Source organism: Actinomyces sp. (genome assembly GCF_030530635.1).
Taxonomy (GTDB): domain Bacteria; phylum Actinomycetota; class Actinomycetes; order Actinomycetales; family Actinomycetaceae; genus Actinomyces.
This window is the reverse complement of sequence record NZ_JAUMUL010000054.1, coordinates 1-23,358: the sequence shown is the minus strand read 5'-3', so window position 1 is coordinate 23,358 and position 23,358 is coordinate 1. Positions and strand designations below refer to the sequence as shown.

Annotated in this window: 20 protein-coding genes; 12 read left to right on the top strand and 8 right to left on the bottom strand. The window is 67.7% G+C overall.

Annotation, left to right across the window (positions count from 1 at the left end; all coding sequences use genetic code 11):
• Nucleotides 1-1,010: 1,010 nt before the first annotated feature.
• Nucleotides 1,011-2,129, top strand: a complete 1,119-nt coding sequence (locus tag Q4A20_RS11580) for a YwiC-like family protein (RefSeq protein WP_303123119.1) — start codon at nt 1,011-1,013, stop codon at nt 2,127-2,129.
• Between the two features lie 92 nt (nt 2,130-2,221).
• Here Q4A20_RS11580 and hisC read toward each other — a convergent pair whose 3' ends face one another.
• A complete protein-coding gene (gene hisC, locus Q4A20_RS11575; RefSeq protein WP_303123117.1) occupies nt 2,222-3,292 on the bottom strand; it encodes a histidinol-phosphate transaminase in 1,071 nt (356 codons plus the stop codon).
• Nucleotides 3,293-3,373: 81 nt separating this feature from the next.
• Here hisC and Q4A20_RS11570 point away from each other — a divergent pair, with 81 nt between their 5' ends.
• On the top strand, nt 3,374-3,781 hold the full coding sequence (locus tag Q4A20_RS11570) for a phage holin family protein (RefSeq protein ID WP_303123115.1): 408 nt from the start codon (nt 3,374-3,376) through the stop codon (nt 3,779-3,781).
• Between the two features lie 47 nt (nt 3,782-3,828).
• Here Q4A20_RS11570 and Q4A20_RS11565 read toward each other — a convergent pair whose 3' ends face one another.
• From Q4A20_RS11565 to Q4A20_RS11550, 4 genes are all read right to left on the bottom strand, one after another.
• A complete protein-coding gene (locus tag Q4A20_RS11565) occupies nt 3,829-5,880 on the bottom strand; it encodes a hypothetical protein (protein WP_303123113.1) in 2,052 nt (683 codons plus the stop codon).
• Between the two features lie 2 nt (nt 5,881-5,882).
• Nucleotides 5,883-6,101 (bottom strand): hypothetical protein, encoded by a 219-nt coding sequence (locus Q4A20_RS11560; protein WP_303123111.1) that lies wholly within the window; start codon nt 6,099-6,101, stop codon nt 5,883-5,885.
• Nucleotides 6,102-6,324: 223 nt separating this feature from the next.
• On the bottom strand, nt 6,325-7,092 hold the full coding sequence (locus tag Q4A20_RS11555; RefSeq protein ID WP_303123110.1) for a hypothetical protein: 768 nt from the start codon (nt 7,090-7,092) through the stop codon (nt 6,325-6,327).
• Nucleotides 7,092-7,931 (bottom strand): class I SAM-dependent methyltransferase, encoded by an 840-nt coding sequence (locus Q4A20_RS11550; protein WP_368502476.1) that lies wholly within the window; start codon nt 7,929-7,931, stop codon nt 7,092-7,094. Before Q4A20_RS11550 ends, Q4A20_RS11555 begins: the two co-directional genes overlap by 1 nt.
• A 171-nt stretch (nt 7,932-8,102) precedes the next feature.
• Here Q4A20_RS11550 and Q4A20_RS11545 point away from each other — a divergent pair, with 171 nt between their 5' ends.
• The 3 genes from Q4A20_RS11545 to purB all read left to right on the top strand — a co-directional run bounded on the left by Q4A20_RS11545 (nt 8,103) and on the right by purB (nt 11,111).
• Nucleotides 8,103-8,543: a helix-turn-helix domain-containing protein gene (locus Q4A20_RS11545; protein WP_303123109.1), complete on the top strand. Its 441-nt coding sequence runs from the start codon at nt 8,103-8,105 to the stop codon at nt 8,541-8,543.
• The gene (locus Q4A20_RS11540) at nt 8,540-9,511 is read left to right on the top strand and encodes an ATP-binding protein (protein ID WP_303123108.1); all 972 of its coding nucleotides are present in this window, start codon (nt 8,540-8,542) and stop codon (nt 9,509-9,511) included. The genes Q4A20_RS11545 and Q4A20_RS11540 overlap by 4 nt, the downstream gene beginning before the upstream one ends.
• A 163-nt stretch (nt 9,512-9,674) precedes the next feature.
• Nucleotides 9,675-11,111 (top strand): adenylosuccinate lyase, encoded by a 1,437-nt coding sequence (purB, locus tag Q4A20_RS11535; RefSeq protein WP_303123106.1) that lies wholly within the window; start codon nt 9,675-9,677, stop codon nt 11,109-11,111.
• Nucleotides 11,112-11,138: 27 nt separating this feature from the next.
• Here the strand turns inward: purB and Q4A20_RS11530 are convergent, their stop codons facing one another.
• Entirely contained in the window at nt 11,139-12,134 is a 996-nt protein-coding gene (locus Q4A20_RS11530) for a substrate-binding domain-containing protein (RefSeq protein ID WP_303123104.1), read from the bottom strand.
• An 80-nt stretch (nt 12,135-12,214) separates the two neighbouring features.
• Nucleotides 12,215-13,798, bottom strand: coding sequence for a glycoside hydrolase family 16 protein (locus Q4A20_RS11525; RefSeq protein WP_303123103.1), 1,584 nt, complete (start codon nt 13,796-13,798; stop codon nt 12,215-12,217).
• 318 nt (nt 13,799-14,116) lie between these two features.
• Between Q4A20_RS11525 and Q4A20_RS11520 the strand changes: the two genes are divergently transcribed.
• From Q4A20_RS11520 to Q4A20_RS11510, 3 genes are all read left to right on the top strand, one after another.
• Entirely contained in the window at nt 14,117-15,478 is a 1,362-nt protein-coding gene (locus tag Q4A20_RS11520; protein WP_303123101.1) for an ABC transporter substrate-binding protein, read from the top strand.
• A gap of 61 nt (nt 15,479-15,539) precedes the next feature.
• Nucleotides 15,540-16,385 carry a carbohydrate ABC transporter permease gene (locus Q4A20_RS11515; RefSeq protein ID WP_303123099.1) on the top strand — a complete coding sequence of 282 codons (846 nt, stop codon included), beginning with the start codon at nt 15,540-15,542 and terminating at the stop codon, nt 16,383-16,385.
• Nucleotides 16,382-17,266 carry a carbohydrate ABC transporter permease gene (locus tag Q4A20_RS11510; protein WP_303123097.1) on the top strand — a complete coding sequence of 295 codons (885 nt, stop codon included), beginning with the start codon at nt 16,382-16,384 and terminating at the stop codon, nt 17,264-17,266. The genes Q4A20_RS11515 and Q4A20_RS11510 overlap by 4 nt, the downstream gene beginning before the upstream one ends.
• A gap of 418 nt (nt 17,267-17,684) precedes the next feature.
• Here the strand turns inward: Q4A20_RS11510 and Q4A20_RS11505 are convergent, their stop codons facing one another.
• Nucleotides 17,685-18,386, bottom strand: a complete 702-nt coding sequence (locus Q4A20_RS11505; protein WP_303123095.1) for a hypothetical protein — start codon at nt 18,384-18,386, stop codon at nt 17,685-17,687.
• A gap of 545 nt (nt 18,387-18,931) precedes the next feature.
• Here Q4A20_RS11505 and Q4A20_RS11500 point away from each other — a divergent pair.
• The 4 genes from Q4A20_RS11500 to Q4A20_RS11485 all read left to right on the top strand — a co-directional run.
• The gene (locus tag Q4A20_RS11500; RefSeq protein WP_303123121.1) at nt 18,932-19,213 is read left to right on the top strand and encodes a metal-sensitive transcriptional regulator; all 282 of its coding nucleotides are present in this window, start codon (nt 18,932-18,934) and stop codon (nt 19,211-19,213) included.
• Between the two features lie 89 nt (nt 19,214-19,302).
• The gene (locus Q4A20_RS11495; RefSeq protein ID WP_303123093.1) at nt 19,303-19,566 is read left to right on the top strand and encodes a heavy-metal-associated domain-containing protein; all 264 of its coding nucleotides are present in this window, start codon (nt 19,303-19,305) and stop codon (nt 19,564-19,566) included.
• Nucleotides 19,567-19,591: 25 nt separating this feature from the next.
• Nucleotides 19,592-22,366, top strand: a complete 2,775-nt coding sequence (locus tag Q4A20_RS11490; RefSeq protein ID WP_303123091.1) for a cation-translocating P-type ATPase — start codon at nt 19,592-19,594, stop codon at nt 22,364-22,366.
• An 85-nt stretch (nt 22,367-22,451) separates the two neighbouring features.
• Nucleotides 22,452-23,358: hypothetical protein (locus Q4A20_RS11485; protein ID WP_303123089.1), on the top strand; the 907-nt coding region annotated here is incomplete at its 3' end.

The following is a 23,358-nucleotide window of genomic DNA, read 5'->3' as shown; positions in this document are numbered from 1 at the left end:
CCACTTCCCGGTCTGCTACGCCGCTTCGCCATCTGCTACGCCACTTCGGGGTTAACAACGCCGATTACCCCTCTACTGAAGGCCCCGCAGGCATACAACAGAACGTTAAGTAGCGTTGTTAACGCCCAACCGGCGCACCAGACACCCCGGCCCGTTTCCTGTCTCAGGACATCGGCGACAGTCCTACCTCAGCCCACCACAACCACCACACCCCCAAACCGAAAGAGCCCGTTATCGGCGCGAACGTGGTGCTTTAGACCGGCGTGTCGTGGTTTCTAGCTGGTTCGTCCGGCCCAGCCCTTGCGGGCCCAGAGGCCTTCTTCGGGGTCGTCGGCGCGAATGTGTGTGCGGTTCGGGCGCCCCCGGGCTCACTAGATCTTGTTGTGTAAGTGCTCGGGTGGCGGTACGCGGTTAGGTGGCGGTGTGTGGCTGTTGAGCCTGTCAGTTGGACCCCTGTTCCCCCGTTGGACCCCTGTTCCCCCGTTGGACCGCCGTAGCCGCCGGTTACAGCGGTCCAACCGGGCGTGAGCGGTCCAACGGGACGGCGCACTTCCACCGTTGAGTGCCCGCGGCCGTACGACCGGACTTCTTCATCGGGGTCTGACAGATCGGTCAGAGCCTTGCTCACGGGGACCGTGTTCCCACAGCCCGCACATCTACCCGCTAAAGTCAACCACCACCCCGGGTTAACCTCCCAGACCAAAATCACCCCGACTCTCCCGCACCACACCAACCAAAACCCCGATCTCAACCACCACGGTCACGCCGATAACTCGGGTTATAGGCGCAACGTGGTGCTTCAGGTCGGCATGCCGTGGGGAGGGCATCGCCTGCCTCGGCAGTTTGGACCCCGTTCCTGCACTTGGACCACATTCCTTCAGTTGGACCGCCTGAGAGTGCCTACCAGGTGGTCCAACCGACGAAACACGGTCCAGGCCAGGGACGACTCGCACCGCCGGCTCCAGCCTCCACCGAGGCGATATCGACCCAATCCAGTTAGGCTGAACTATGTGACTCAACAGCGCCCCTCCGACCCTGCAGACCGGCACGTCGAGTACACCTCCGGCCTGCCGAATGGGAACACGGACGCCCACTCCGCAGGCCCAGCCCCCACGGCCTCCCCGGCACACGGGCGACGCGGCCCGATCCCCCACCAGCAGTCCCGTCCCGGCCGCGAGGACGACCGGCTGCTGGCCACGGGAGAACCCGTGCTCTCGTCCCCCCGTTCCGGACCCGCCGCCGCCTCCGCGCGATCCAAACCCGCCTCTGCGCGTAAGCCCGGGCCGTCCGCACGCCGCGCCTGGCTGCCCAACCAGCACGGCGTACGTTCAATGCTGCTGCTGCCGCCGATCGTGGGCTGGATCGTGGGCGGATTCAGCTGGGTGAACCTGTTATTCATCCCCGCCTGGTTGGGCGCCTACCTGACCTACTGGGCCTGGTCGCAGTGGGTGCGCGCACGCTCACCACGACGCCGGGCGCTAACGCTCCCTCCCCTGATCGTCTACACCGCTTGGACGGCGCTGCTCGGCGTCGTGACGCTGGCCGTCGCCCCCTACCTGCTGCAATGGGCCGTGCCGCTGACCCCGCTGTTCGCTATCGCCCTGTGGGAGGCCTGGCGCGGTCGGGAACGCTCCTTGCCGTCGGGCCTGGCGGCCACGGCGGCCGCCTCACTCATCGCCGCGGTCACCTACTCACTCGGCGTGGGCGGCCGCGGCGGCTTCCTGGGCCTGGGCGCCGGGGCGAGCGATCTGCCCGGCTCCTCCCCGAACGGGGAACTGACCGGCTGGGCCTGGATGTGGCTGGTCACGGCATTGACCGCCGCCTACTTCTGCGGCACCGTGCCCTACATCAAGTCGATGATCCGCGAACGCTTCAACCGGCCGCTCCTGGCGGGGACGGTCGCATGGCACGTGTTGGTCGCCGGGGGCGCCCTGTGGCTCGCCGACGGCGGCCGACTTCCCTGGGCGCACGCCGTGCTGTGGGTGGCTCTCGCCGTACGTTCGCTCGCCGTACCGCTGTGGCAGTGGCATCTGGTGCGCGCCCGTCGCACCCCGCTGCGTCCGCGGACCATGGGCATGAGCGAGATCGTGTTCTGCCTGCTGTTCCTGGCAACCATCGCCATCCGCTGAGGAGGACCGGCCCTCGCCATTGGGCCGGCGGGGCCCGACGACGCTGTTTCGCCGCCCGGAGGGCGCCGCCGTAGGGCTTCGGAGACCCTTTGTCAGCGCGCCGGCCAAGTGGCGGTGGCCGCGAGCACACGGTCGTTCTCGGCAGGAGTGCCGATGGATACCCGCACACCCTCGCCGATAAAGGGCCGCGCCAGGATTCCGGCCGCCCGGAGGTGCTCGGCCAGCGCGCTCGTCTCCTCCCCCACGGCCAGCCAGAAGAAGTTCCCCTGCGCGTGGGGCACATCCCAGCCCTGCCGCCGCAGGCCGGCCAACACCCGATCGCGCTCGCCGACGACGACGGCGGCGCGGCGGGCGGTCTCGGCCAGCGCCTCGGGCGCCAGGGCGGCTACGGCGGCGGCCTGCGCCGGCAGGTTCACACCGAAGGGGGTGGCCACGGAGCGTATGGCGCCGATGATGCCGACCTCGCCCACTAGGTAGCCCACGCGCATGCCCGCCAGGGCGTGCGCCTTGGAGAAGGTGCGGCTGACCAGCAGGTTCGGGTGGTCGGCGAGCAGAGTGAGCGCATCCCCGACCTCGGTGTCGGTGACGAAGTCGAGATAGGCCTCGTCCACGATCACGAGGACGTGTTCGGGGACGCCTTCCACCAGTGCGGCGAGCTCATCGGCGGTCAGGGCCGGGCCGGTGGGGTTGTTGGGGGTGCAGGCGAGCAGGGCGCACGTACGGGGGGTCACGGCGTCGATCATCGCGGGTACGTCGTGACGGCCGTCGGCGGTCAGGGGCACCTTGACGGCCCGGGCCCCGGCCACGGCGATGCAGATCGGGTAGGCCTCAAAGGAGCGCCACGGCAGCACCACGTCGTCGCCGTCGTCGCATACGGTGTCCAGGACGTGCTGGATCAGGGCGACCGACCCATTGCCCACAACCACCTGCTGTGGGGCGACCGCATGGCGTTGTGCGATCGCCTCCACGAGGGTGTCTCCGGTCATCTCCGGGTAGCGGTTGACGCCGCCCGCGGCGGCGGTCAAGGCTGCGAGCACGCTCTCCTGCGGCGGATAGGGCAGTTCATTACTGGAGAGCTTGGCGACGTCCTGCCCGCGGGAGCGGGCACCGGGCACGTAGGCGGGCAGGGTCTGAACGGCGGGGCGGATGTGCACGGGGGTCATGCCCCCATCCTGGCACGCAACGACACGCGCGGCGGGGCGCTCCGGGTTCCGGCCGCGGCCGCCGTCTGCGAGGATGGGCGCATGGACTTGATTGTTCGTACGCTCGGGAACGCAGCCGGCCTGTGGCTGGCGGCGGCGCTGCTGGACGGCATGGCCGTACCGGGCACGCCGAGCCTGGCACTGACCGTGGTCAACCTGCTCGTGGTCGGCCTGGTGCTGGCACTGGTGAACTCATTGATCAAGCCGGTGGCGCATGTAGTGGCCTTCCCTCTGTACGTGGTCACCTTCGGGTTGTTCGCCCTGGTGGTCAACGGGGCGATGCTCATGCTGACCAGTCGGATCACGGATCTGCTCGCCGGAGTGAGCACGGGGGCGGAGTTGACGCTCGGGCTGCATGTGGGTTCCTTCGGTACCGCGATCGTGGGTTCACTGATCGTGTCGATCGTCTCGGCGGTGATCGTCGGCGTTCTGGGTCCGAACGACCGCTGACCACAGGTCGCGCATCACCCGGATCGCGATGCTGCCCTTTTGCGAACTCACCCCCGCTTGCCGGCGTCCCGCGCCACCCGTTCCCAGGCGGTGTCGGGGCTGTCACGGGTGATGTCGAATACGATCTCCGTGGTTTCGGCACCGGATTCGCCCGCCCCGGTCAGGCCGGTCAAGCCCTCGGTCCACTGGTCGATCTGCGGGTTGCCGGTGATGCCTTCCACGGCGTCGGCGTAGATCGTCGGCCCGTGCGGGTAGCCGTGGAAGTCGGCGGCGTGCGTGTCGAGGGTGACGACTGTGCGGGTGGCGGTGCGCGGCGTGGCGGCGCCGTCGAGTGCGGGCACAGCGTCGGCGGTGTTCTCCAGGTGCAGGGTGCTGACGTTATCGGGAAGGTCGGCACCGGCGGTGGGGCCGCCCGCGGTGAGCAGGTTAGTTATGTTGAACTGCTCATTGACGGCCGGGTCGGCGGCGATGTTGGCGGCCGTGATCGCACCCTGGGAGTGCCCGTACAGGCCGACCTTGTCTCCCGGGGCGATACCGGCCTCCCGCATGGCGGTCACGACGGCGGTCTCCATGTCCGTGGGACGCCCGGACACTCCCTGAAGATTGGTGAGCAGGTCCTGCGGGTTGGAGCTGCCGCTGCCCCAGTCGGTGGTGCCCGGAACGACGACGAGCCAGGAGGTGGTGCCGTCGGAGTGGTCGGTGCGCAGTACGGAGACCACGCCGGAGGAGAGGTCCTGGTCACGGCCCTTCATGTCGTCGCCGTAGCGGATTACCTCGGCCACCGTGCCCGGCTGCGGGGCGGCAGCGCCCGTCGCAGGCAGCGCCGCGGCCACGGCGGGCACCGGCGTCCCGAACCCGAAGGGGTCGCGCACCCCGGTGGGGACCGTGACCGACTGTCCGCCGTGCGGAGTGACCGTGACACCGGTGGGCTTTCCGTGGCGGTCGGTCCCTGAACGCTCGGCGCATATGGCCAGGTAGTAGGCCACCCGTTGCATAGGGGTCAAGGAGGTGGTGTCCACCATGCGGCTGCCGACCTGTACCTGATCGGGAAGCACATCGGAGATGGCTGGATCCAGTTCCGTGGCCACCTGCCCGATGTAGTTCTCGAGCACCTTGGCCTCGACTCCGGTCTTGGCCTGCTGCGCCCAGAGCGCCAGGCCGAGGATGATTGCAAGGTCGGTGTTCACCCAGTCATCCAGATGCGGATTGGTCAACAACATCTCCATCCCCTGGAGGACGTCATCAATGCCTTCTGGCGCGGTGGCGCCACCGAAGGTGAGCAGGGACAGCGCCCCGGCGGCACCCCGCACCCAATCCACAACGGAGACGCCGCTAAAACGCTGCGCCCCCATGAATGCCGCCCGCTGCACCAGCGTCCACTGCCCATCCGTGGCCGACTCGGCATTGGTGTAGGTGGTGGCGGCCGCCTTCACAGCGGTGGCCAGCGAACGCAGGCTGGAAGCGGCGTCGTCGAGGGAGCCGAAGCCACGGGTGAGCGCCTCCAGGGCGATTCTGGCTTTAGCGCGCTCGATGGCAGTGTTGGCGCCAGAGCCCCCGGGCACGGCGCCGATCAACCACTGGTTCTCGTCCGACAACAGGGCTTCCATGGGTGAGTCGAAACCGTTGCGAACGGTGCCGTAGGAGACGCCGTTCTGCTGAGTGTTCGTGCTTAAGCCCCGGACGCCGCTATACAGATCGTTCAGGCAGGACTTCGCCAGGTCGCGGGCGTCCTCCAGCCAATCCGCAGCAGTATCGACAGTGGCGGCGAAACTAGTCAGATCATCGGTGTTCACGCCGTATGCCCCGCCGCTGACGACCACGCCGGTTCCGGTGGGCATACCGGGCCAGGTCACGGCGTGGGGCAGGGCCGCATCCGTCGTGAAGGGTCCCGAGCCTGCGGACTTGCTGCCGACGGGGGCCCAGTTCTCCCGGGTGCACATCATTTCATCGGAATTCGTGGAGGCCCGATAGTTGAAGGGGCCGGAGCCGGGGGGAACACTGGCCGGGTCCGGATAACTGGCCAGCGGGGTTCGCAGCTGTAGTGAGTCCAGTGCGTGCTGGTCATCGGTGGACGCATGATTCGCGGTGGTTGCGCTCATGATCAGCCCGCCTCGCTCTCGGCGTTCTCCAGGGCGGTCATCGCGTTCTGGGCGTTTGTCATAAGCGTGTCGAGCCCCGCAACTTTGGCGACGACGTCGTCGAGGGCGGTCTGGCAGGCGGCCGACGCCGAGCCGGTCCAACCGGATGGGACCGTAGCGGGGACCAGCGCGGCTCCCACAGCGGCCTTGTCGGCGGCAATTGAAAGAAGGAAAGAAGACATGCCCCGAAGGTAAATGGCCTGTGGCCGGTCCTGCAGAGCAGCTGTGAATGCGATGGGTGCGGGGGATGCACGAAGCGCCCTTGTGGAACACGGCGCGCCCTTCGAGCTCGATTCCTCCACCTCCGATGCAGGGATGGACCGTGGTCGGGGTGGGCGGGCCGGCTCGGGCTGATGCGCTCGGGTGTCCAACTCCGTCACGAGCCATCCGGCGTATGCGTGTCACTTACGCGGTGTCCGCCCTCCGATCATTCCGAGTGCCTGCGCGCAGAGCGAGCAGGCCCGCCGCGTCCGCGCCGATCGCAAGTGCCAACACCCACCACCAGGAGAGTTCCAGCCGCATGACGAAGCATGCGGCCACAACGGTGACGGCGATGCCCACCACGCCGAGCACCGCGACCGCACCCTTGTGACGCCCGCTCAACTCCATGACGGCCACCGAGCCCACGCCCAGGGTCAGACCCGCCGCGGCACCGGCGGCGGACACCAACAGTGGCCGGTCTGCCCCGGCCAGGGCCAGGCCCACCAGGGCGGCCAGTCCCACGGCGGTCAACAGCAGGTCGAGCACCGCCAGTAGGGCGCCCGTACGACCACCGGGGCGGAGCCTCGCGCCTACAGACCCCGGTGCCGCCGCTGCCGCCCCGGCTGCGGTGCCCGCCGCTGCCGCCGCGCTTCCGGCCGGCGCCGCGGGCACCACCCGCGCCCCCGCCGTACCGCCGTCGGCGACCGACGCTTCAGCAGCCGGCACACTCCATCCGCCATGTCGCAGCGCCAGCAGACTCCCAAATGCCATACACGCCGCAACCACCCCGGGCGCCGGACGCGCAACCAACTGCGGCACCAACACCACAATCACCGTGGCCGTAAGCAGCGCGAAGGCGTTCGTGCGCATCAGCATGCGGGCGTGGGCGGCGATCGGCACCAGGTCGTAAACCCACCCGGGCACGTCGGCGGAACTCGGCTCGGGCGAGGGATGCGTCGCAGACTCGCTCATTACCCCGTACCCCCCGCCGACCGGCCGCCAGTACCCCGCACCATGCTGCGGCGCAGGCAGACGACGGCATCAGATCGTCTCCCCGGCACCCCTTCGGGTGAGACGGCCTCCCGCCAGCGCTCCTCGGAGGCCTCCACCTCCCACGTTCCGGCAGCGGCACCGAGGACGGCATCGGCCAGCTGCTCGGGCCGGTAGGTACGGGCATGATGACCGTGCCAGGGCGGGTTGGTGCAGTGAGCGGCGGTGAGCAGGCGACCGCCGTCGGCGACGAGTCCGGCCAGGCGGACGAGTAGCCGGGGCAGGTCGAGGCTGCCCGGTTCCGGTCCGCCGTGCACGTAGAAGCTGGTGACCAGGTCGAAGGGGCCTTCCGGCAACGGGTCGGCACTCAGGTCGAGCACGGTGCCGCGCACGCGTTCGGCCAGGCCGCGGCGCCGGGCCTCGGTGAGCATGCGCGCAATCGCCGTGGGTGCAAAGTCGACGCCGGTGACTCGCCATCCGTGTTCAGCCAGCCACAGCACGTCGGCGCCCTCCCCGCAGCCGACGTCGAGGCTGCGCCCCGGCTCCCAGTCGGCCGCCAGGGACAGCCAGTCGTTGGGCGCGCCGGACCACAGGCGGTCGGCTGCTGCGTAGCGGGTCTCCCATTCGGTCTGCCGCGCACTGCTCATGGGGCGAGGGTAGCGGGCGGCGCCGGGCCGGCGCGGGTCCTCGGGCGCCGATGCGACTTGGAAACCCGGCTTGCGATAGAAGCCGACGGCGTCGACGGCGGTCTCACGCATCAATGCGCGCATCTCACCGCTGGCCAGGTCACCGGTCGTCAGCCGCCGCACCTGTTCGGACATGGCTCCTATGCTAGGGCGTCATCGCCGTCCTCCTGGCGGCGCTCACAGCCTGCCCGGACCAACGACGTCCGGCACGCGGCCAACGAACAGCCCGTGTGCCTCTTATACATTCTTGTACAGTCGCACCTCACCTCTTGTACACTCGACACGGACTCTTATACACTCTTGTACATGATTGTCTATGAGCAGGACCTCTTAGAGGCTCTCTCCCGACTCGAACTCGAGGGCGGCGACTGCCTGGACCTTGAGGCCAAGACCTTTTCCGAGTACTCCCGCGACGCGCTCGGCCCGACTCTGTCCGCTTTCGCCAATCTCCCCGGTGGGGGCACGCTCCTCCTAGGCGTGAGCGAGAACCCGGTGAAGGTCGTGGGGATCAAGCATCCCCGCGAGCAGATGCAAGCGCTGGCGTCCCAGGCGCGCCAAGGCTTTTCCACTGAAATCTCGATCGATCCCCGCAGTATTGAGTTCGACGGCAAGACGGTGGTAGTAGCGAATGTGCGGGAGGTGCCGACCAATGCCAAGCCCTGCCGTTGGAAGGAGAGCGGCGCCTCCTACCTACGCCAGTACGACGGCGACTACCGGATGTCTGCTCAGGAGGACAACAGCTGGTGATACGTCATCAGCGCCCCCGCGGAGACACGATCCCGGTCCCGAACACCTCGATCAACAGTCTCGATGGGGACCTGATAAAGGGCTTTATACGCAACGTGCACGAGTACCCACCGGTCGCCGTACGCGAGCTGATCGCAAACGCGCTGGTCCACCGCGATCTGTCAGAACCCGCCCTGTCGAAGGGGGCGGAGATCCGTATGACGCGGGATCGCCTGGTCATCTCAAGCCCCGGTGGCCTGTGGGGACTGACCGTGGACCAGTTGGGTACTCGTGACGGCAAGTCGGCCGTCAACGAACGCCTGTATGATATCTGTACTTTCACGACCGATACCGAAGGGCGTCGCGTGATCGAGGGCCTCGGAACCGGTATCCGCGCCGTGCGCAAAGCCCTCCGCCAAGCCGACATGGAGCCTGTCCGCTTCCAGGACACTGGCGTGAGGTTCACGGCGCTGCTGCCGAGGGCGGCACTGCTGTCGCCGTCCGATCTGAGTTGGCTGGCAGAACTCAACACCGAGGGACTTGGAGTCGAGCAGCGTCATGCCCTGGCAGAGATGAGACACGGTCGCTCCTGGACGAACTCGACCTACAGGCGTCGGTTCGGTCTGGACTCCGCTGAGGCCCGGCGACAGCTGCAAGAACTTGTCAACCTAGGGCTCGCTGAGACCTCGGGAACAAAGGGCTCGACGTCCTATGTGTTTGCATCCGCCGTTGGACAAGCCGATAACTCGGGAAACTCGGCCCAGAAGGATGAAACTCGAGTTCCTGAGGAAGTAGCCGCCGTCTCCACCAATGCCGCAGTGGTCTGGTCGTATTTGGGAACCACGCCGAAGACACGCGCACAGATAGCCGAAGCGACAGGACTCACCGACCGCCAAGTCAAATGGGCGCTCGACCGCCTGAGGGCCACCGGTTTCGTCGTTTTCCAAGGCCGCCAGGGCTCCACCGCCACCACCTACCGCCGTGCCTGATGCATCCGGCCTGCACCGCGAACTAATGCGCGCTTACTGCGCGGCTCACCCGTTCCTCATCCCGCCGCCACCCCACCACCACACCCCCAAACCGGCAAACCCCTGACGACGTTCTCTGAGATGGCGGCCTGCGCCGTCGGCCGCACCTGGCAGAATCGGCGTCATGGTCGACCTCGCCACCGTTTCCCCAGCCATCGCCCTCGGCCCCCTCGACGGCCGCTACCGCGCCGTGGCGGCGCCACTGGTCAACTACCTGTCCGAGGCCGCCCTGAACCGGGCGCGCCTGCGTGTGGAGGTGGAGTGGCTCATCCACCTGACCGACCACCGCGTGCTGCCCGGTGCCCCGGTGCTGTCCGACGCCGAGCAGGCCTACCTGCGCGGCGTCGTCGACGCCTTCGGCGCGGCGGAGATCGCCGAGCTGGCCGAGATCGAGGCAGTCACCCGCCACGACGTCAAGGCGGTGGAGTACCTGCTCAAGCGGCACCTGGACGCCGCCCCGGACGTCCTGGGCGCCACGGTGCTGCCCGAGATGCAGGAGATCGTCCACATCTTCTGCACCAGCGAGGACATCAACAACCTCGCCTACGCGCTGACCATTCGCGACGCCGTCGCACAGGTGTGGCTGCCCGCGGCCCGCGGGCTCGTCGATGATCTGGCCGCCATGGCCCACGAGCACGCCGAGGTCGCCATGCTCGCCCGCACCCACGGCCAGCCGGCCACGCCCACCACACTCGGCAAGGAGTTGGCGGTGTTGGCGCACCGCCTACGCCGCCAGGTGACGCGAGTGGAGGGCGCCGAGTATCTGGGCAAGATCAACGGCGCCACCGGCACCTTCGGCGCGCACGTGGTCGCCGTGCCGGGCGCCGACTGGGAGCAGGTCGCCCGTGCCTTCGCCGAGTCCCTGGGTCTGACCTGGAATCCGCTCACCACCCAGATCGAGTCCCACGACTGGCAGGCGGAGCTTTACGCCGACATCGCCCGCTTCAACCGGATCGCCCACAACCTGGCCACCGACGCCTGGACCTACATCTCGCTGGGCTACTTCCGCCAGCGCCTGAGTGCGCAGGGGTCCACCGGCTCCTCCACCATGCCGCACAAGGTCAACCCGATCCGCTTCGAGAACGGGGAGGCGAATCTGGAGATCTCCTGCTCGCTGCTGGACACGCTCGCCGCCACCCTGGTCACCTCCCGGCTGCAGCGCGACCTGACGGACTCCACCACTCAGCGCAACGTGGGTGTGGCCCTGGGGCACTCGCTGCTGGCGATCGACAACATTCGCCGCGGCCTGGCCGGACTCGATGCGGATCACGCCCGCCTGGCGGAGGATCTCGACGCCGCCTGGGAGGTGTTGGGCGAGCCGGTGCAGCAGGCCATGCGCGCGGCGTCGGTGGCCGGAGCCACCGGCATGGCCGATCCCTACGAGCGGCTCAAGGAACTCACGCGCGGCAAGCGGGTCACGGCCGCCTCCATGCGCGAGTTCATCTCCTCCCTGGGCATGCCCGCCGACGTCGAGGCACGGCTGCTGGAGCTGACGCCCGCCACCTACACGGGCCTGGCCACCAGCCTGGTCGGTCACCTGGAGGATCGACGGTGCAGCTGACCGACTCACTATCAGCCGCGCCATTCATCACGACGACGGCGGCGCGGTGGACTGCCGAATGATCAACTCGGTGGGCACCTCGATCAATGGGCCGTCCAGGTCTCCCAGAGCCAACCGGGTAGCACATTCCCCCAGTCCTACAAAGTCCAGGCGCACGGTAGTAAGGGCCGGGCTTGCTGCCGCGGCATGCGGATGGTCATCCATGCCGACAACCGAGACATCCTGCGGCACCCGCACTCCGGCGGTAGTCAGTCCCGAGATCAGACCCATCGCCAGGTCGTCGTTGCCGCACAGGACGGCGGTTGCACCCACCGCCCGTGCTCGAGCCGCCGCCCGCATTCCGGTCTCCACCGACCAGCCCGTCGCCAGCGGTTCGAGCACGGGCAGCCCCGCCGCCAGCAGCGTCTCCCGCCAGCCGATGACCCGGGGATCGGGGTGACCGGCAGGCGGTACACCGACGTAGGCGATGCGCCGATGTCCCAACTCGATCAGGTGCCGTACCGCCGTGCACGCCCCCGCGCGGTCGTTGATCCACGCCCTCGGCAGCCCGTCGGTATCCGGATCCGGTGCGCCACCGGCAACGGCAAGCGGTAGATCGGCCGGCAGCTCTGAGAGAATGGCCACGCTCAGAGAGTCGAACTCCACCGCCACGACGCCGTCGACACGTTCCTCCAGAGCCGTCAGCAGGGCCCGGCGCCGGTGAGCAGTATCGTGGGAGAGCACATGCGCGGCCAGGCCTACACCGAGTTCTTGGCATGCGGCGAGCACCCCGGACAGCGTCGCCCAGTAACCGGTCCGACTCACGTCAGTCACCACGACCAACAGGCGGGGCAGGTCGGCCGGACCGGACAGGTATCCGAGATCGGACATGGCGGTGAGCACGCTTCCGGCCGCCGCCGGACAGCTCTTCGACCGGCCTTCTGCGTAGGCGAGCACGCGCGAGGCCGTCGCCTTGGACACGTCCGCTCGGGCGGCTACATCGGCGAGGGTGGGAGGACGCCACGGTCGCCGGGGCTCAGTCATGGTGAGTCTCCATATAGCCCACCCTAACCCGAATGACGGCTCCATTCGGCTCCGCCTCGCAGCCACCGCCACCTCGACGTCTATCTGCGCGCCTTGTCGAGATCGGCGAGGGTACCGACGACGGTTACGGGGAAACTCGCGGTGACTTGCAGGAAGACGCGGTTGCCGCGCTTGAGGGCCAGGCTGTCGCTACCGTCGCCGTTCCAGTCGCCGACGTATACGGTGTCGCGCGCCCGGCCGAGGGTGAAGGCCGCCGCAACGGGAGCGTCCACCCGGTTCTCGTTGTAGAAGACCACGCGCGTACCGATGCGCACGGCGTAGGTAACCACCCCGTCCCCGTCCCAGTCGCCGGTGAGGATCATGGCTCCCGGACGCGCTTTGCTGGCGGCTACGTATGCGGGCATCTGCGGTTCGGGCTCCGGCGTCGGCGGGACGATTTCTTCAAGGGTCCAGTCGACATCATCCTCGCCCACCATCACGCCGTCTTCCCCGGAAACCAGTGACAGGCCGGCGAACTTCGACAGCAGCCGGACAGTCTCCGGCGCGCTCGTACCGGGTAGGACGTGCCACCGGTTTACGCTGCCGGCGGAGTCCGGGCCGGTGACTCCAGCCTGATTGATGACGACGGCGGTACCGGGGTAGCCGCTCAAGGCACCCAGGCCGAGCGTGCCGGCGCCATCCGGGGCGGAGAGCACATAGGTGAAGTCGTCCTGGCGGGTCAGGCGCCACCGGGAGGCGTCGTCAGCCTCAGCGGCCTGGCCGCTGAGGACCGGGCCGTTCTCGGTGCGCACCAGGCGGCGGCCCGTGGTTGACTCCACAATGCGGTATTCGCCGTCGGCCTGGACGGTTTCGGGCGTGCGATAGTAGGTGTGGACGTAGTCGATGTCGAAGGAGGCCGGCAGGCCCGCATCGTTCGGCCAACCGCGGTGCGCCTCCAGGCTGAACACGACGTGTCGGGACATGCGCCACAGGGAGGGATCGGGAGCGCGCAGCTCCCACAGCAGCTGCCGGTCGAAGTACAGGCGCAGCATTCCGTCGCGGCGCTCGGCCCCGTACAGGTGGTAGTCGGCAGTCACGTCCACCCCGACGTTCGGGTTGGCGTTGCCGCCGTAGCGCACGTGCCGCGCCTCGTCATTCCCGGGCCACAGGTGCAGGGCCGCCTGCATGACCCGATCCCCGGTGTTCTCCTGGATGTCGATCTCCGGGTTGGGGTCGGCCAGCAGGTGGTTCACGCCGTCGAGCCGGGAGGACTGGAGCCATATCGCGGACAGGACATTAGCGGCACCGGCCAGGCATTTGGCGCGCACCTCGACGTAACTGCACACACCGGGGGTGTCGAACACCGACTCGACCGCTCCGAAGGTGTAACCCTTGCCGGCGTAGTACTCCTTACGCGCGTACAGGCGCAGGTTCCCAGCCTCGCTCTGGACGTTGTCATCCCGAAAGGCGTGCAGATGGGAACCCGGGTACCACAGGCCCTTGTGCCAGCGATCGGGATCCAATGCAGTATCGAACTCATCGCTGAGCGAATCCACCAGGGTCCAGTTCTCCAAATCGAACTGCCCACCCGCGGCCGCGGCATCGGGGGCTAGAGCTCCGTCCGTCAGCGGAACGCCGGCCAAGAGCGCGGCGGACATAAGTGCGCGTCGTCTAGTAATGGTCATGGATTCATGCTCCTTCGCATGCATACAAATACGGCGACACGATAAGGCATCCCGGAAGTCTCGTAAATAAGTCGTCGGAGCGCCTTGAAACAAGAGTTTCGAGGCCTGTGGACAACGCCTCCCCCAATTCCTATCGTGGCCGATGTCACCAGCGGATCGTTCTAGGGGTCATCGTCGAAGCCATTTCAGGACCAACTCCTAATCTCCCGGGACGTATCAGAGCCAAGCGGGCGATCGTCGCGGATCGCCCGGCGAAGAGCGGTCCGAACCGACACATGCGCACGTACCCCGTCGGGCCGCACCACCACAGGAGGATTAATGAACCGCAGGCATGGCCTCACGGCCGCTCTCAACCGCACCCCACTGAGCCGCAGAAATTGGATGGGCCTGGCGGTCGGCTCGGCCGCCGTAATGGGACTGGCCGCATGCTCGGACCCCGGTTCCGGCGGTACGAGCGACGGAGCGGAGCCAGCCGATTGGCCGTCCCCAACCGGCAAACTCGACGGGGTGACCCTCACCTTCTGGGCCGCCCAGTCCTCCGCTGATATCCCCAAGGACGTCGTCGCCGCCTTCACGAAGGAGACCGGGGCGGAGATCGAGATCGTCACCATTCCCGACCCCTACGAGCAGACCGTGCAGACCAAGGTGGCCACCGGCGATATGCCCGATCTGGCCATGTGGCAGCCGACCACCTCCATGCTCACCAGCCTGGGTGCCGCCGAGCGTCTCCAAGTCCTTGACGGCGCCCCCTGGGAGGCCAACACCGTCTCCTCCGTCCTGGAGGCCGGTGGCACGCTGAACGAGCACCGCTACGCCGCCTTCGTCTCCGCGCCATCCGTCATGGGCGTGTGGTACAACAAGCGGGTATTCAAGGATCAAGGGGCGCGGATCCCCACCGACTTCGGCGCACTGCTGGCGCTTGCCCGGGACCTGAAGGGCAAGGGCGTCACTCCCTTCTATGAGATGGGCGGGGAGTGGTGGGCCTCCCAGTACGTGGTGCAGGTCCAGCTGGCCGACGCCGCCAAGGACGGACTGTGGGACCGGGTCAACTCCAACCAGGACGCCTTCACCGGCACCGACATTCAGGGGGCCATCGACCAGTACGCCACAATGATTAAGGACGGCCTTTACAACACCGACATCAAGACCGGCACCTTCGACGACCAGGCCAAGGCACTGCTCAATGGCGATGCGGCCATGGCGATCCATGTAAACAGTCTGCTGTCGAATATGGCCGCCCAGACCGACGCCGAGGCCCTGAACGAGACCATCGGGTTCTTCCCCATCTCCGCCAAGGGCGCGATGGCCACCTCGATTCCGGAGCAGACCAACGCCGTCGTCGCCTTCAAGACCGGCGACGACACCCGTGAGGCCGCCGCCCGCCAGCTCTTGACCTACTGGCTCACCGACGGCTACGCGGACTTCGTCAAGGGCCAGAACACGGTCTCCATCATCGACGGCGTCGAGACCCCCGACTCCGTACCGACCGCGGCCGTTGAGGCCAACGAGGCCCTGAGTAATTCGGTCGGTTCCATGCAGTCGCTGGCAATCGCCAACCCCGATCTGGCCAAGAACCTGGGAGACATGATTGCCGGCACCAAGACGCCCGCGCAGGTCGGAGAGGAGACTCAGTCACAGTTCGCCCAGCTCGCCAAGGCCATTGGCGCCGAGGGGTTCTGAGCCGATGCGCTCGCTGGTCCGATCGCCACGGGTCGCGCGCGCCGGCTCCTGCCACCCCTGGATGTTCGCGGCACCCGCCTTCGCCATGCTCGCGGTGTTCTTCCTGACGCCCACGGCGTACAATTTCGTGTACGCCTTCACGGACTGGTCGAGCTTCAAAAGTGCCATCAGCCCGGTCGGGCTGGATAACTTCACCGAGCTGGCCGCCTCCGGGGCCTTGCGGAAGGCACTGACGATCACCCTGGTATACGCCGCCGGGGTGGCCGTGTTCCAGAACCTGTTCGGGATGGGGCTGGCACTCCTGCTTGAACGCGACACCCGACTCAACCGATTGCTGCGGGTGGTGTTCTTCATTCCGGTGATCATCTCCGCCCTGGCCGCCGGCTACATCTTCCAAGCGCTGCTCAAGCCGGACGGCGGGGTCAATCAGCTGCTGTCCGTGCTGTCCGGGACGCCCGTGCACACGGCCTGGCTGGGGTCCACCAAGTGGACGATCCTGGTGGTGATCCTCATCCATTCCTGGAAGTGGATGGGGATGTCGATGCTGGTGTACCTGGCCGGCCTGAAGACGATCGACTCCCAAGTGCTCGAGGCGGCGCGCATCGACGGGGCCTCCCCCTGGCAAACGCTCCTGCGCATCCGCATCCCGTTGATCGCCCCGGCGGTCACCTTCAATGTGGCCACGGCACTGCTGGGATCGATGAACTCCTTCGACATTGTGCAGGCCACCACCGGCGGCGGGCCGGGCAGTTCCACCGAGCTGCTCAACCTGTTCATCTTCCGCACCTTCGGTCAGGGGCTGTACGCCCAGGCGACCACCATGAGTCTGGTGCTGTTCCTTGCCGTGGTGTTCCTGGCCTTCCCGGTGATCGGGATGCTCCGGCGCCGAGAAAGGAACATGACATGAGTGATCGTGCTGGCGCGGACGCCGTCCACAAGTCCGATCGTCGCGGGAACATCACGGCCGCACGCCTGCTTTCCACCGTGGTGCAGCCGCTCACCGGCCTGGTTCTGGCACTGCTCCTGGTGGGAGTGCCGCTGTGGACGGTGCTGGTCACCGCGGGCAAGTCGCAGGCGGAGGCCCTCTCGCCCGATCTGTCGCTGCCGTCCCGGTGGCGACTGGGGGAGAACCTGGCCGAGGTGGTGGAGCGCTCAGACATCGGTTTGGCGCTCATCGGCAGTGTTGTGCTCTTGGTTCCCTCGGTGCTGGCGGTGCTCGTGCTCGGGTCCATGGCCGCATGGATTCTGGCCCGCCGCTCCGGACGGCTGACGGCGGTGGTGTACTCCGTGGGCATCTCCGGCATCATCCTGCCGCCGGCGGTGGTCACGCTGGTGCTGCTGCTGCGCCAACTCGGCCTGGCCGGAAGCGCAGTGGGGATGATCTGCACCTATACGGGCATGTATCTGTCCACGGTGATCTTCTTCGTCACCGGTTTCGTGCGCACTGTTCCGGAGTCCTTGGAGGAGGCCGCAAGGATTGACGGGGCGGGGCCGGTACGGGTGTTCACCATGGTCATCCTGCCACTGCTGCGCCCGGTGCTGGCGACGGCCACCATCCTGATCAGCCTGTACGTGTGGAATGACGTGTTCTACGCGCTGTTCATCGTGGGCGGCCGCCTGGATACTCTGCCACTGAATCTGTTCGCAGTGGCCGGTGCCGGCATCCACCTGAACAACTGGCATCTGATTTTCAGCTACGTGCTGCTGATGAGCGCGCCATTGATCGTACTGTTCGCAGTTTTCCAGCGCAGCATCATCTCCGGCATCACCTCCGGGGCAGTTAAGTAGTAGGGGTGGCCGGGGCCGGCCAAGTCGACTCGTTCCACGGGCCGTCGACGGTTAGCCGCAGCCTGGAGTCACCCCTCCACAGTCCCGACAGCTATACATGCGCGTGGGAGTGAGCCGGATGCAGTAGCCGCATACAGTGAGTTAACTGGCTCGTCCTGTTTGGGGTGTGAGTGCCCGTTTGGCGGTGTCGCAATGGCGTGTGCGGCCCAGCCGCGAATTCGGGTTGCGGGCGGTCCCGCGAGCCTTGCGTGCCAGCAACCGCATCCTCCTCTCAGATCCTGCTCGATCCGCTTGCCCGGATCGGACCCCCTTATTCCCCGCAATTCCCCGCAGGGACCGCCGTAGCCGAGCGGGTTAGACGGTCGGGACGCGGGGCAGCCACCGAGATGGCCCCTCCGGGCAGCGTCCTCACGGCGCCTCACATGTTGGAGAAGATGATCAGGAGCAGGAAGGCGACCACCCACCAGATCCCGGTGGATACGAAGCCGCTGATGCCCTCGGCGTCCTTGGTCTGACCTTCCCGGCGGGAGGTCGATGGGGCACCCCGCGATGGAGCCTGCACGTACGGGCCCTGCCCCGGCACATGTGGCTGCGGTGCCCACGGTCCGCTGTTGGCAGCGGTGGTGGGCGCCTGCGCCGGTCCATTGATCTGGGGCATCGAGGGGCTCGGCTGCGGATGCCCGGACGGCGCCTGCGCATGCGGGTTGAACGACGGATTACCAGGGACCCGCGGCGCCGGTGGGCGGACTTCCCCAACCGTCGGGGCTCCCACGGCAGCCGGCCACGTTCCCATCGCGGGGGCGGGAGTCTGCACCTGCGGCCCGGCGGGCGGCTGCTGCCAACCGGGTCGTGCGGCCTGCCGATACTGCTCGCGTGCGTTGAGCTGCGCAGTGGCGCGGTGAGCGCCTCCGGCCTGCGCACTGGAAGGAGCGTCGTCGGCGTCTACGGCCGGGCCGGCGGCGAGCACCGATACCTCGAAAATGGGTGAGCCCATAAGCGGGTCGCCCAGAACCGTGCCGAAGGGGGCGTCATCGAAACCGATGTCGCCGGGTTCCCAACCGATCGGGGCCCAGGAGGCGTCGGAGGCGTCAACTTCCGCAGGTGCGCGCTGCTCGCTCATATGGCCAGCATGTCACAGGCAGCGCGTCGGGACCCGCATCACTGTCATAAAATGCACCACTTTCAGCGCGAACTCCGGATGCGGGTCTATAGCAACCGCGGAATCACGCGGGTGACAGCAGTCGGCCGACATTGAGTCGGGCGAAAGTACTGCATTCTGTGACACCACCGGCCCCAAGTCACCTTCCTACTCGGCCAGCGCCCACACACCACTTGCGCCCACACACCACCGACGTACATCTTCTCCGACGATTCGCACCCTCCTCCGAGCCTTTGCCCTCTGGTGGGCGGCAAACTCCCGCACACCAGAGGGCAGGGGCTCGGAGCAGAGAGCAAAGGTCGCAGGAGGTGACAACGACTCTGAAGATGCACAACCACCACCAGCTATTGCAACCCCTACCCCCTAGGGGTATCGTTGGAGCTGGCGAGGCCGGAAGCGGACCTCACCCACCAGTGATCCGCCTACTCCCGGCTTGGCGTCGGCACGGACCGTCCCGGCGGGCGGGCAGGCACACACCCGCGCTCAAAGCCATGACAGGAGGAACGGTGGCCGGATACACGGGAGCCAAGAAGGACCACCTCAATCGGCTGCGCCGCATTGAGGGGCAGGTGCGCGGCATCTCGCGCATGGTCCAGGAGGACGCGTACTGCATCGATGTTCTTACCCAGGTATCCGCCGTCACCAAGGCGCTCCGGGCCGTCAGCCTCGGCCTGCTCGAGGAACACATGAACCACTGCGTCCTGCATGCCGCCCAGTCCTCCGATGAGGAGGGCCACGCCAAGATTCGCGAGGCCTCCGAGGCGATTGCCCGTCTGGTCAAGTCCTGATCCCGCCTCGCGGGCTGCATCCGCCCACGCCGGCATCCGCCGCCCGCACGCCAGACCCAAATCCACATACCGAAATCAAGGAGCCCATCATGTCCGAGTTCACCGCCGACGGTATCGACCGCACCACCACCCTGAGGATCTCGGGGATGACCTGCAATCACTGCGTCGCCCACGTCATCGCGGAGTTGGAGGCCCTGGACGGCGTCAAGAACGTCTCCGTCATCCTCAATAAGGGCGGCCAGTCGGTGGCCACGGTCGTATCCGATGTAGTGCTCTCCGACACCGCTCTGGCCGAGGCAATCGACGAGGCCGGCGCCTACACCCTCGACGCCATCGAGCGCGACGCCGCCTGAAACCGCACAGGAGCCCGACCAGCACATGTCAGAGCCAACCGCATCCGGCACCCAGACCGGGGAGCCAACCGCAGCGCCGGTGGCCACCGTGGACCTTGCCGTGGGGGGCATGACCTGCGCCTCCTGCGTGGCCCGGGTGGAGAAGAAGCTGGGCAAACTCGACGGCGTCGAGGCCTCGGTCAACCTCGCCACGGAGTCGGCGCGAGTCACCTTGACGGCGCCGGTTACCGATGAGGAGTTGGTCAACGCGGTGGCGCGGGCGGGCTACACGGCCTCTGTCACCGCCCGCACCGATCTTGCGAGCCCCGCCGACGGCGGCTCCGGTTCCGCTGCCCCCGACGCCGACGGCGACTCCGCGCCGGAATCAGGCGCCGCTGCACCCTCTCCCGAGGCAGACTCAGCGCTAGGCGCCGAGGCGCACTCGTCCGCCGCGGCCCCATCCGGTGGCGTCCCCGACTCCGAGTCCGCGTCGGCAACCGCGGAGGCGTCCGCACCCCGTCCGGCCCCCATGCTGGGCCAGTCGCAGGCCGACCGCGCTGCCTATCTGGGTAGCCGACTTATCGTCTGTCTGGTGCTGTCGATCCCGGTGATGGCGCTGTCGATGCTTCCGACGCTGCAGTTCACCGGTTGGCAGTGGGTAGTGGCGGCGTTGGCGCTGCCGGTGGCGACCTGGGGCGCCTGGCCGTTCCACCGCGCCGCCTTCCGGGCGCTGCGGCACGGCACCTTCACCATGGATACGTTGGTGTCGTTGGGGGTGATCGCGGCGACCGGCTGGAGCCTGTGGGCGCTGCTGTTCGGTGGCGCCGGCCGACTGGGGGCGCATATGAGCATGGAGCTGCTCCCCCGCGCCCAAGGCCACCAGGTGCACATGTACTTCGAGTCCGCCGCCTGGGTAACCACCTTCCTGTTGGCGGGCCGTTACGCGGAGGCGCGGGCGCGCTTCCGCTCCGGTGACGCCCTGCGCACCCTGCTTCAGCTCGGCGCCACCCAGGCCACCCGGGTCATGTTGACCGCCCCCTCCGGCTCCACCGATGCCGTTGATGTGCTCGACGACGACGGCACTCCCCGCCCCGATGCCACCCGCACCGAGGAGAAGGTCGAGATCGACTCCTTGGCCGCCGGAGACCTGTTCGTGGTGCGCCCGGGTGAGAAGATCGCCACCGACGGCGTGGTAGTCGAGGGGCGCTCCGCCGTGGACGCCTCCCTGTTGACCGGCGAGTCGGTGCCGGTGGAGACCGGTCCCGGTGATGCGGTCACCGGTGGCTGCATCAACACCTCCGGGGTGCTGCTGGTGCGGGCGACGGCAGTGGGCGCGGGGACCACGCTGGCGCGCATCGGCGCCATGGTCACCGAGGCGCAGGCCGGTAAGGCTCCGGTGCAGCGGCTGGCGGACCGTATTTCCGGGGTGTTCGTGCCCGCGGTGATTGTACTGGCCCTGGCCACGTTGGCGGTCTGGCTGCTACTCGGGCACTCCGCCCAGCCCGCGCTTATGGCGGCCGTCTCCGTGCTGGTGATCGCCTGCCCCTGCGCCTTGGGATTGGCGACGCCGACGGCGCTGCTGGTCGGCTCCGGGCGCGCCGCCCAGCTCGGCGTAGTCATCAAGGGCCCGGAGGTGCTGGAGTCCACCCGCGCCCTGGACACGATCGTGCTGGATAAGACCGGCACCGTCACCGAGGGCCGCATGCGCCTGGACGTCGCCGACGGGATCATCACCTGGGATGCCGAGGTTGAGGGCGGGGTGGAAGCTGCAGCGGAGGATTGCAGCACGCCTTCAGAGCCTGGAGCCGAGACCGCCGGGGCAGAATCGGCCGGAGCGGGGAAGCTCCTCGAAGGCGTGGAGGGGCTGGCGGGAGCGATCCGAGGCACGAGGATCGCGGATGGTAGCCAAGAGGAGCTTCACCGCCCCGACCCCGAGAGCACGTGGTTGCGCGCCCTCGCCTTGGCGGGGAGCGTGGAGGCCGCCAGTGAGCACCCGGTGGCGCGGGCGATCTCCGAGGCCGTCGGGGAGCACCTGGAGCAAGTGCCGGCGGTGCAGGACTTCTCCAACCATGAGGGCCGGGGCGTGTCCGGCACGGTGACCCTCGACGGCACCGCATACCAAGTCCGAGTGGGTCGTCCCGCCTGGCTGGCCGAACAGGGAGTGGATCTGGCCGCGCAGGCCACCGACGCGGTCGCCGCCGCACAGGATTCCGGGGCGACGGCCGTGGTGGTTGCCGTGGACGGCGTCGCCCGGGCGGTGCTGTCCGTACGGGACACGGTGCGCCCCTCCTCCCGGGAGGCGGTTGCCGCGCTGCGTGAACTCGGGGTGCGCCCGGTGCTGCTGACCGGAGACAACCGCCGCACCGCCGACCGCGTGGCCCAGGAGGTCGGTATCGACGCAGGTGATGTGCACTCCGAGGTGCTGCCGGGAGACAAGCGCGACGTGGTCGCCGCCCTGCAGGATGAGGGGCACGTGGTGGGAATGGTCGGCGATGGTGTGAACGATGCCGCGGCCCTGGCCCAGGCCGGCACACGAGGGTTGGGCTTCGCCATGGGCTCGGGCACGGACGTGGCCATCGAGGCCGCGGACATCACCCTGGTGCGCGCCGACCTGGACGCCGTGGTAGCGGCCATCCGCGTCAGCCGGGACACGCTGCGGATCATCAAACAGAACCTGTTCTGGGCCTTCGCCTACAACGTGGCGGCGATCCCACTGGCCGCGGCGGGGATGCTGAACCCGATGATCGCCGGTGCTGCCATGGCCGCCTCCAGCGTCATCGTGGTCGCCAACTCTCTGCGTCTGCGCAATGCCGCCATGTAGCCGGTGATGGGCAAAACTACCCATGCGGGACCGTTGAGAATGCGCCGTGGCCATTCGTAGCCTGCGCCATTCGTAGCCTGCGACGGTGACTTCCCAGACTCCTCCGCCCTCCGCCGCCTCCGCGCCCGGTGAGCCGACCAAGCAAAATGGTCGGCGCGGTCTGACCCGCCGCCAGGTCATCGGTGGCCTTAGCACCGCCGTCGTCCTGACCGGAGCCGGCGTGCGCATCTGGATGCGGATACCTGCGCCCGAACCGGACACGACCCCCTTCTCCGACTACTTCAGTGGCCGCACCCCCGTGATGAGCGAGCCAAACGTCAACACCAAGAAGGAGTCACGGAAGTCCTGGGGCCTACGCATCTTCCTCTCACTCGAGCAGAACACGCCCGTCGATGACGCCATCACCCTGATCCAATCCGCCCATAACGACCTGGCTGAAAGTGTTAAGGGGCTGGAATATGCCACGCTGATCATCGGCTGGAACGGCGCCGGACCGGCCGGTGAAGACCTGCACACGTCCATTAATGTTGACTTGGTGCGCCCGCGCTCAGAACTCGACTTCCAGTGCGAACGGCTCCGCATCGCTACCGGACTGAACCAGGGCAGCATCGGCGCCGTGGGCATCCCGCTGGAGACAGACGAGGCAATCTCAATCGGACACGTTCAGACAGACACCCTCCCCGCTGACGTCGTCCTGGCTCCGCCCGCGACTGCCGACGGCACCGTCCTGACCTACGAGGACGACCTCGAGAGCGGTGGCACGTCCCTGAAGATCAGTGCATCCTCCGACGTCGACCTGTCGGTGGTGCCGCTCGACGCCGTACTCGCCGCACTTCCCAGCGGCACCGAGGACCCCACCCGCGAACCTCGCGTGAGGCTGGACGCCGTCGGCCCCGGCTACGCCGACCGACTGCCCGCGATCGAGATCTACGCGCGGGTGTCAAGTCCCGGGTTTTGTAGAGGGTGTTTTATCTGGCGTCGGGGGTTGCCGG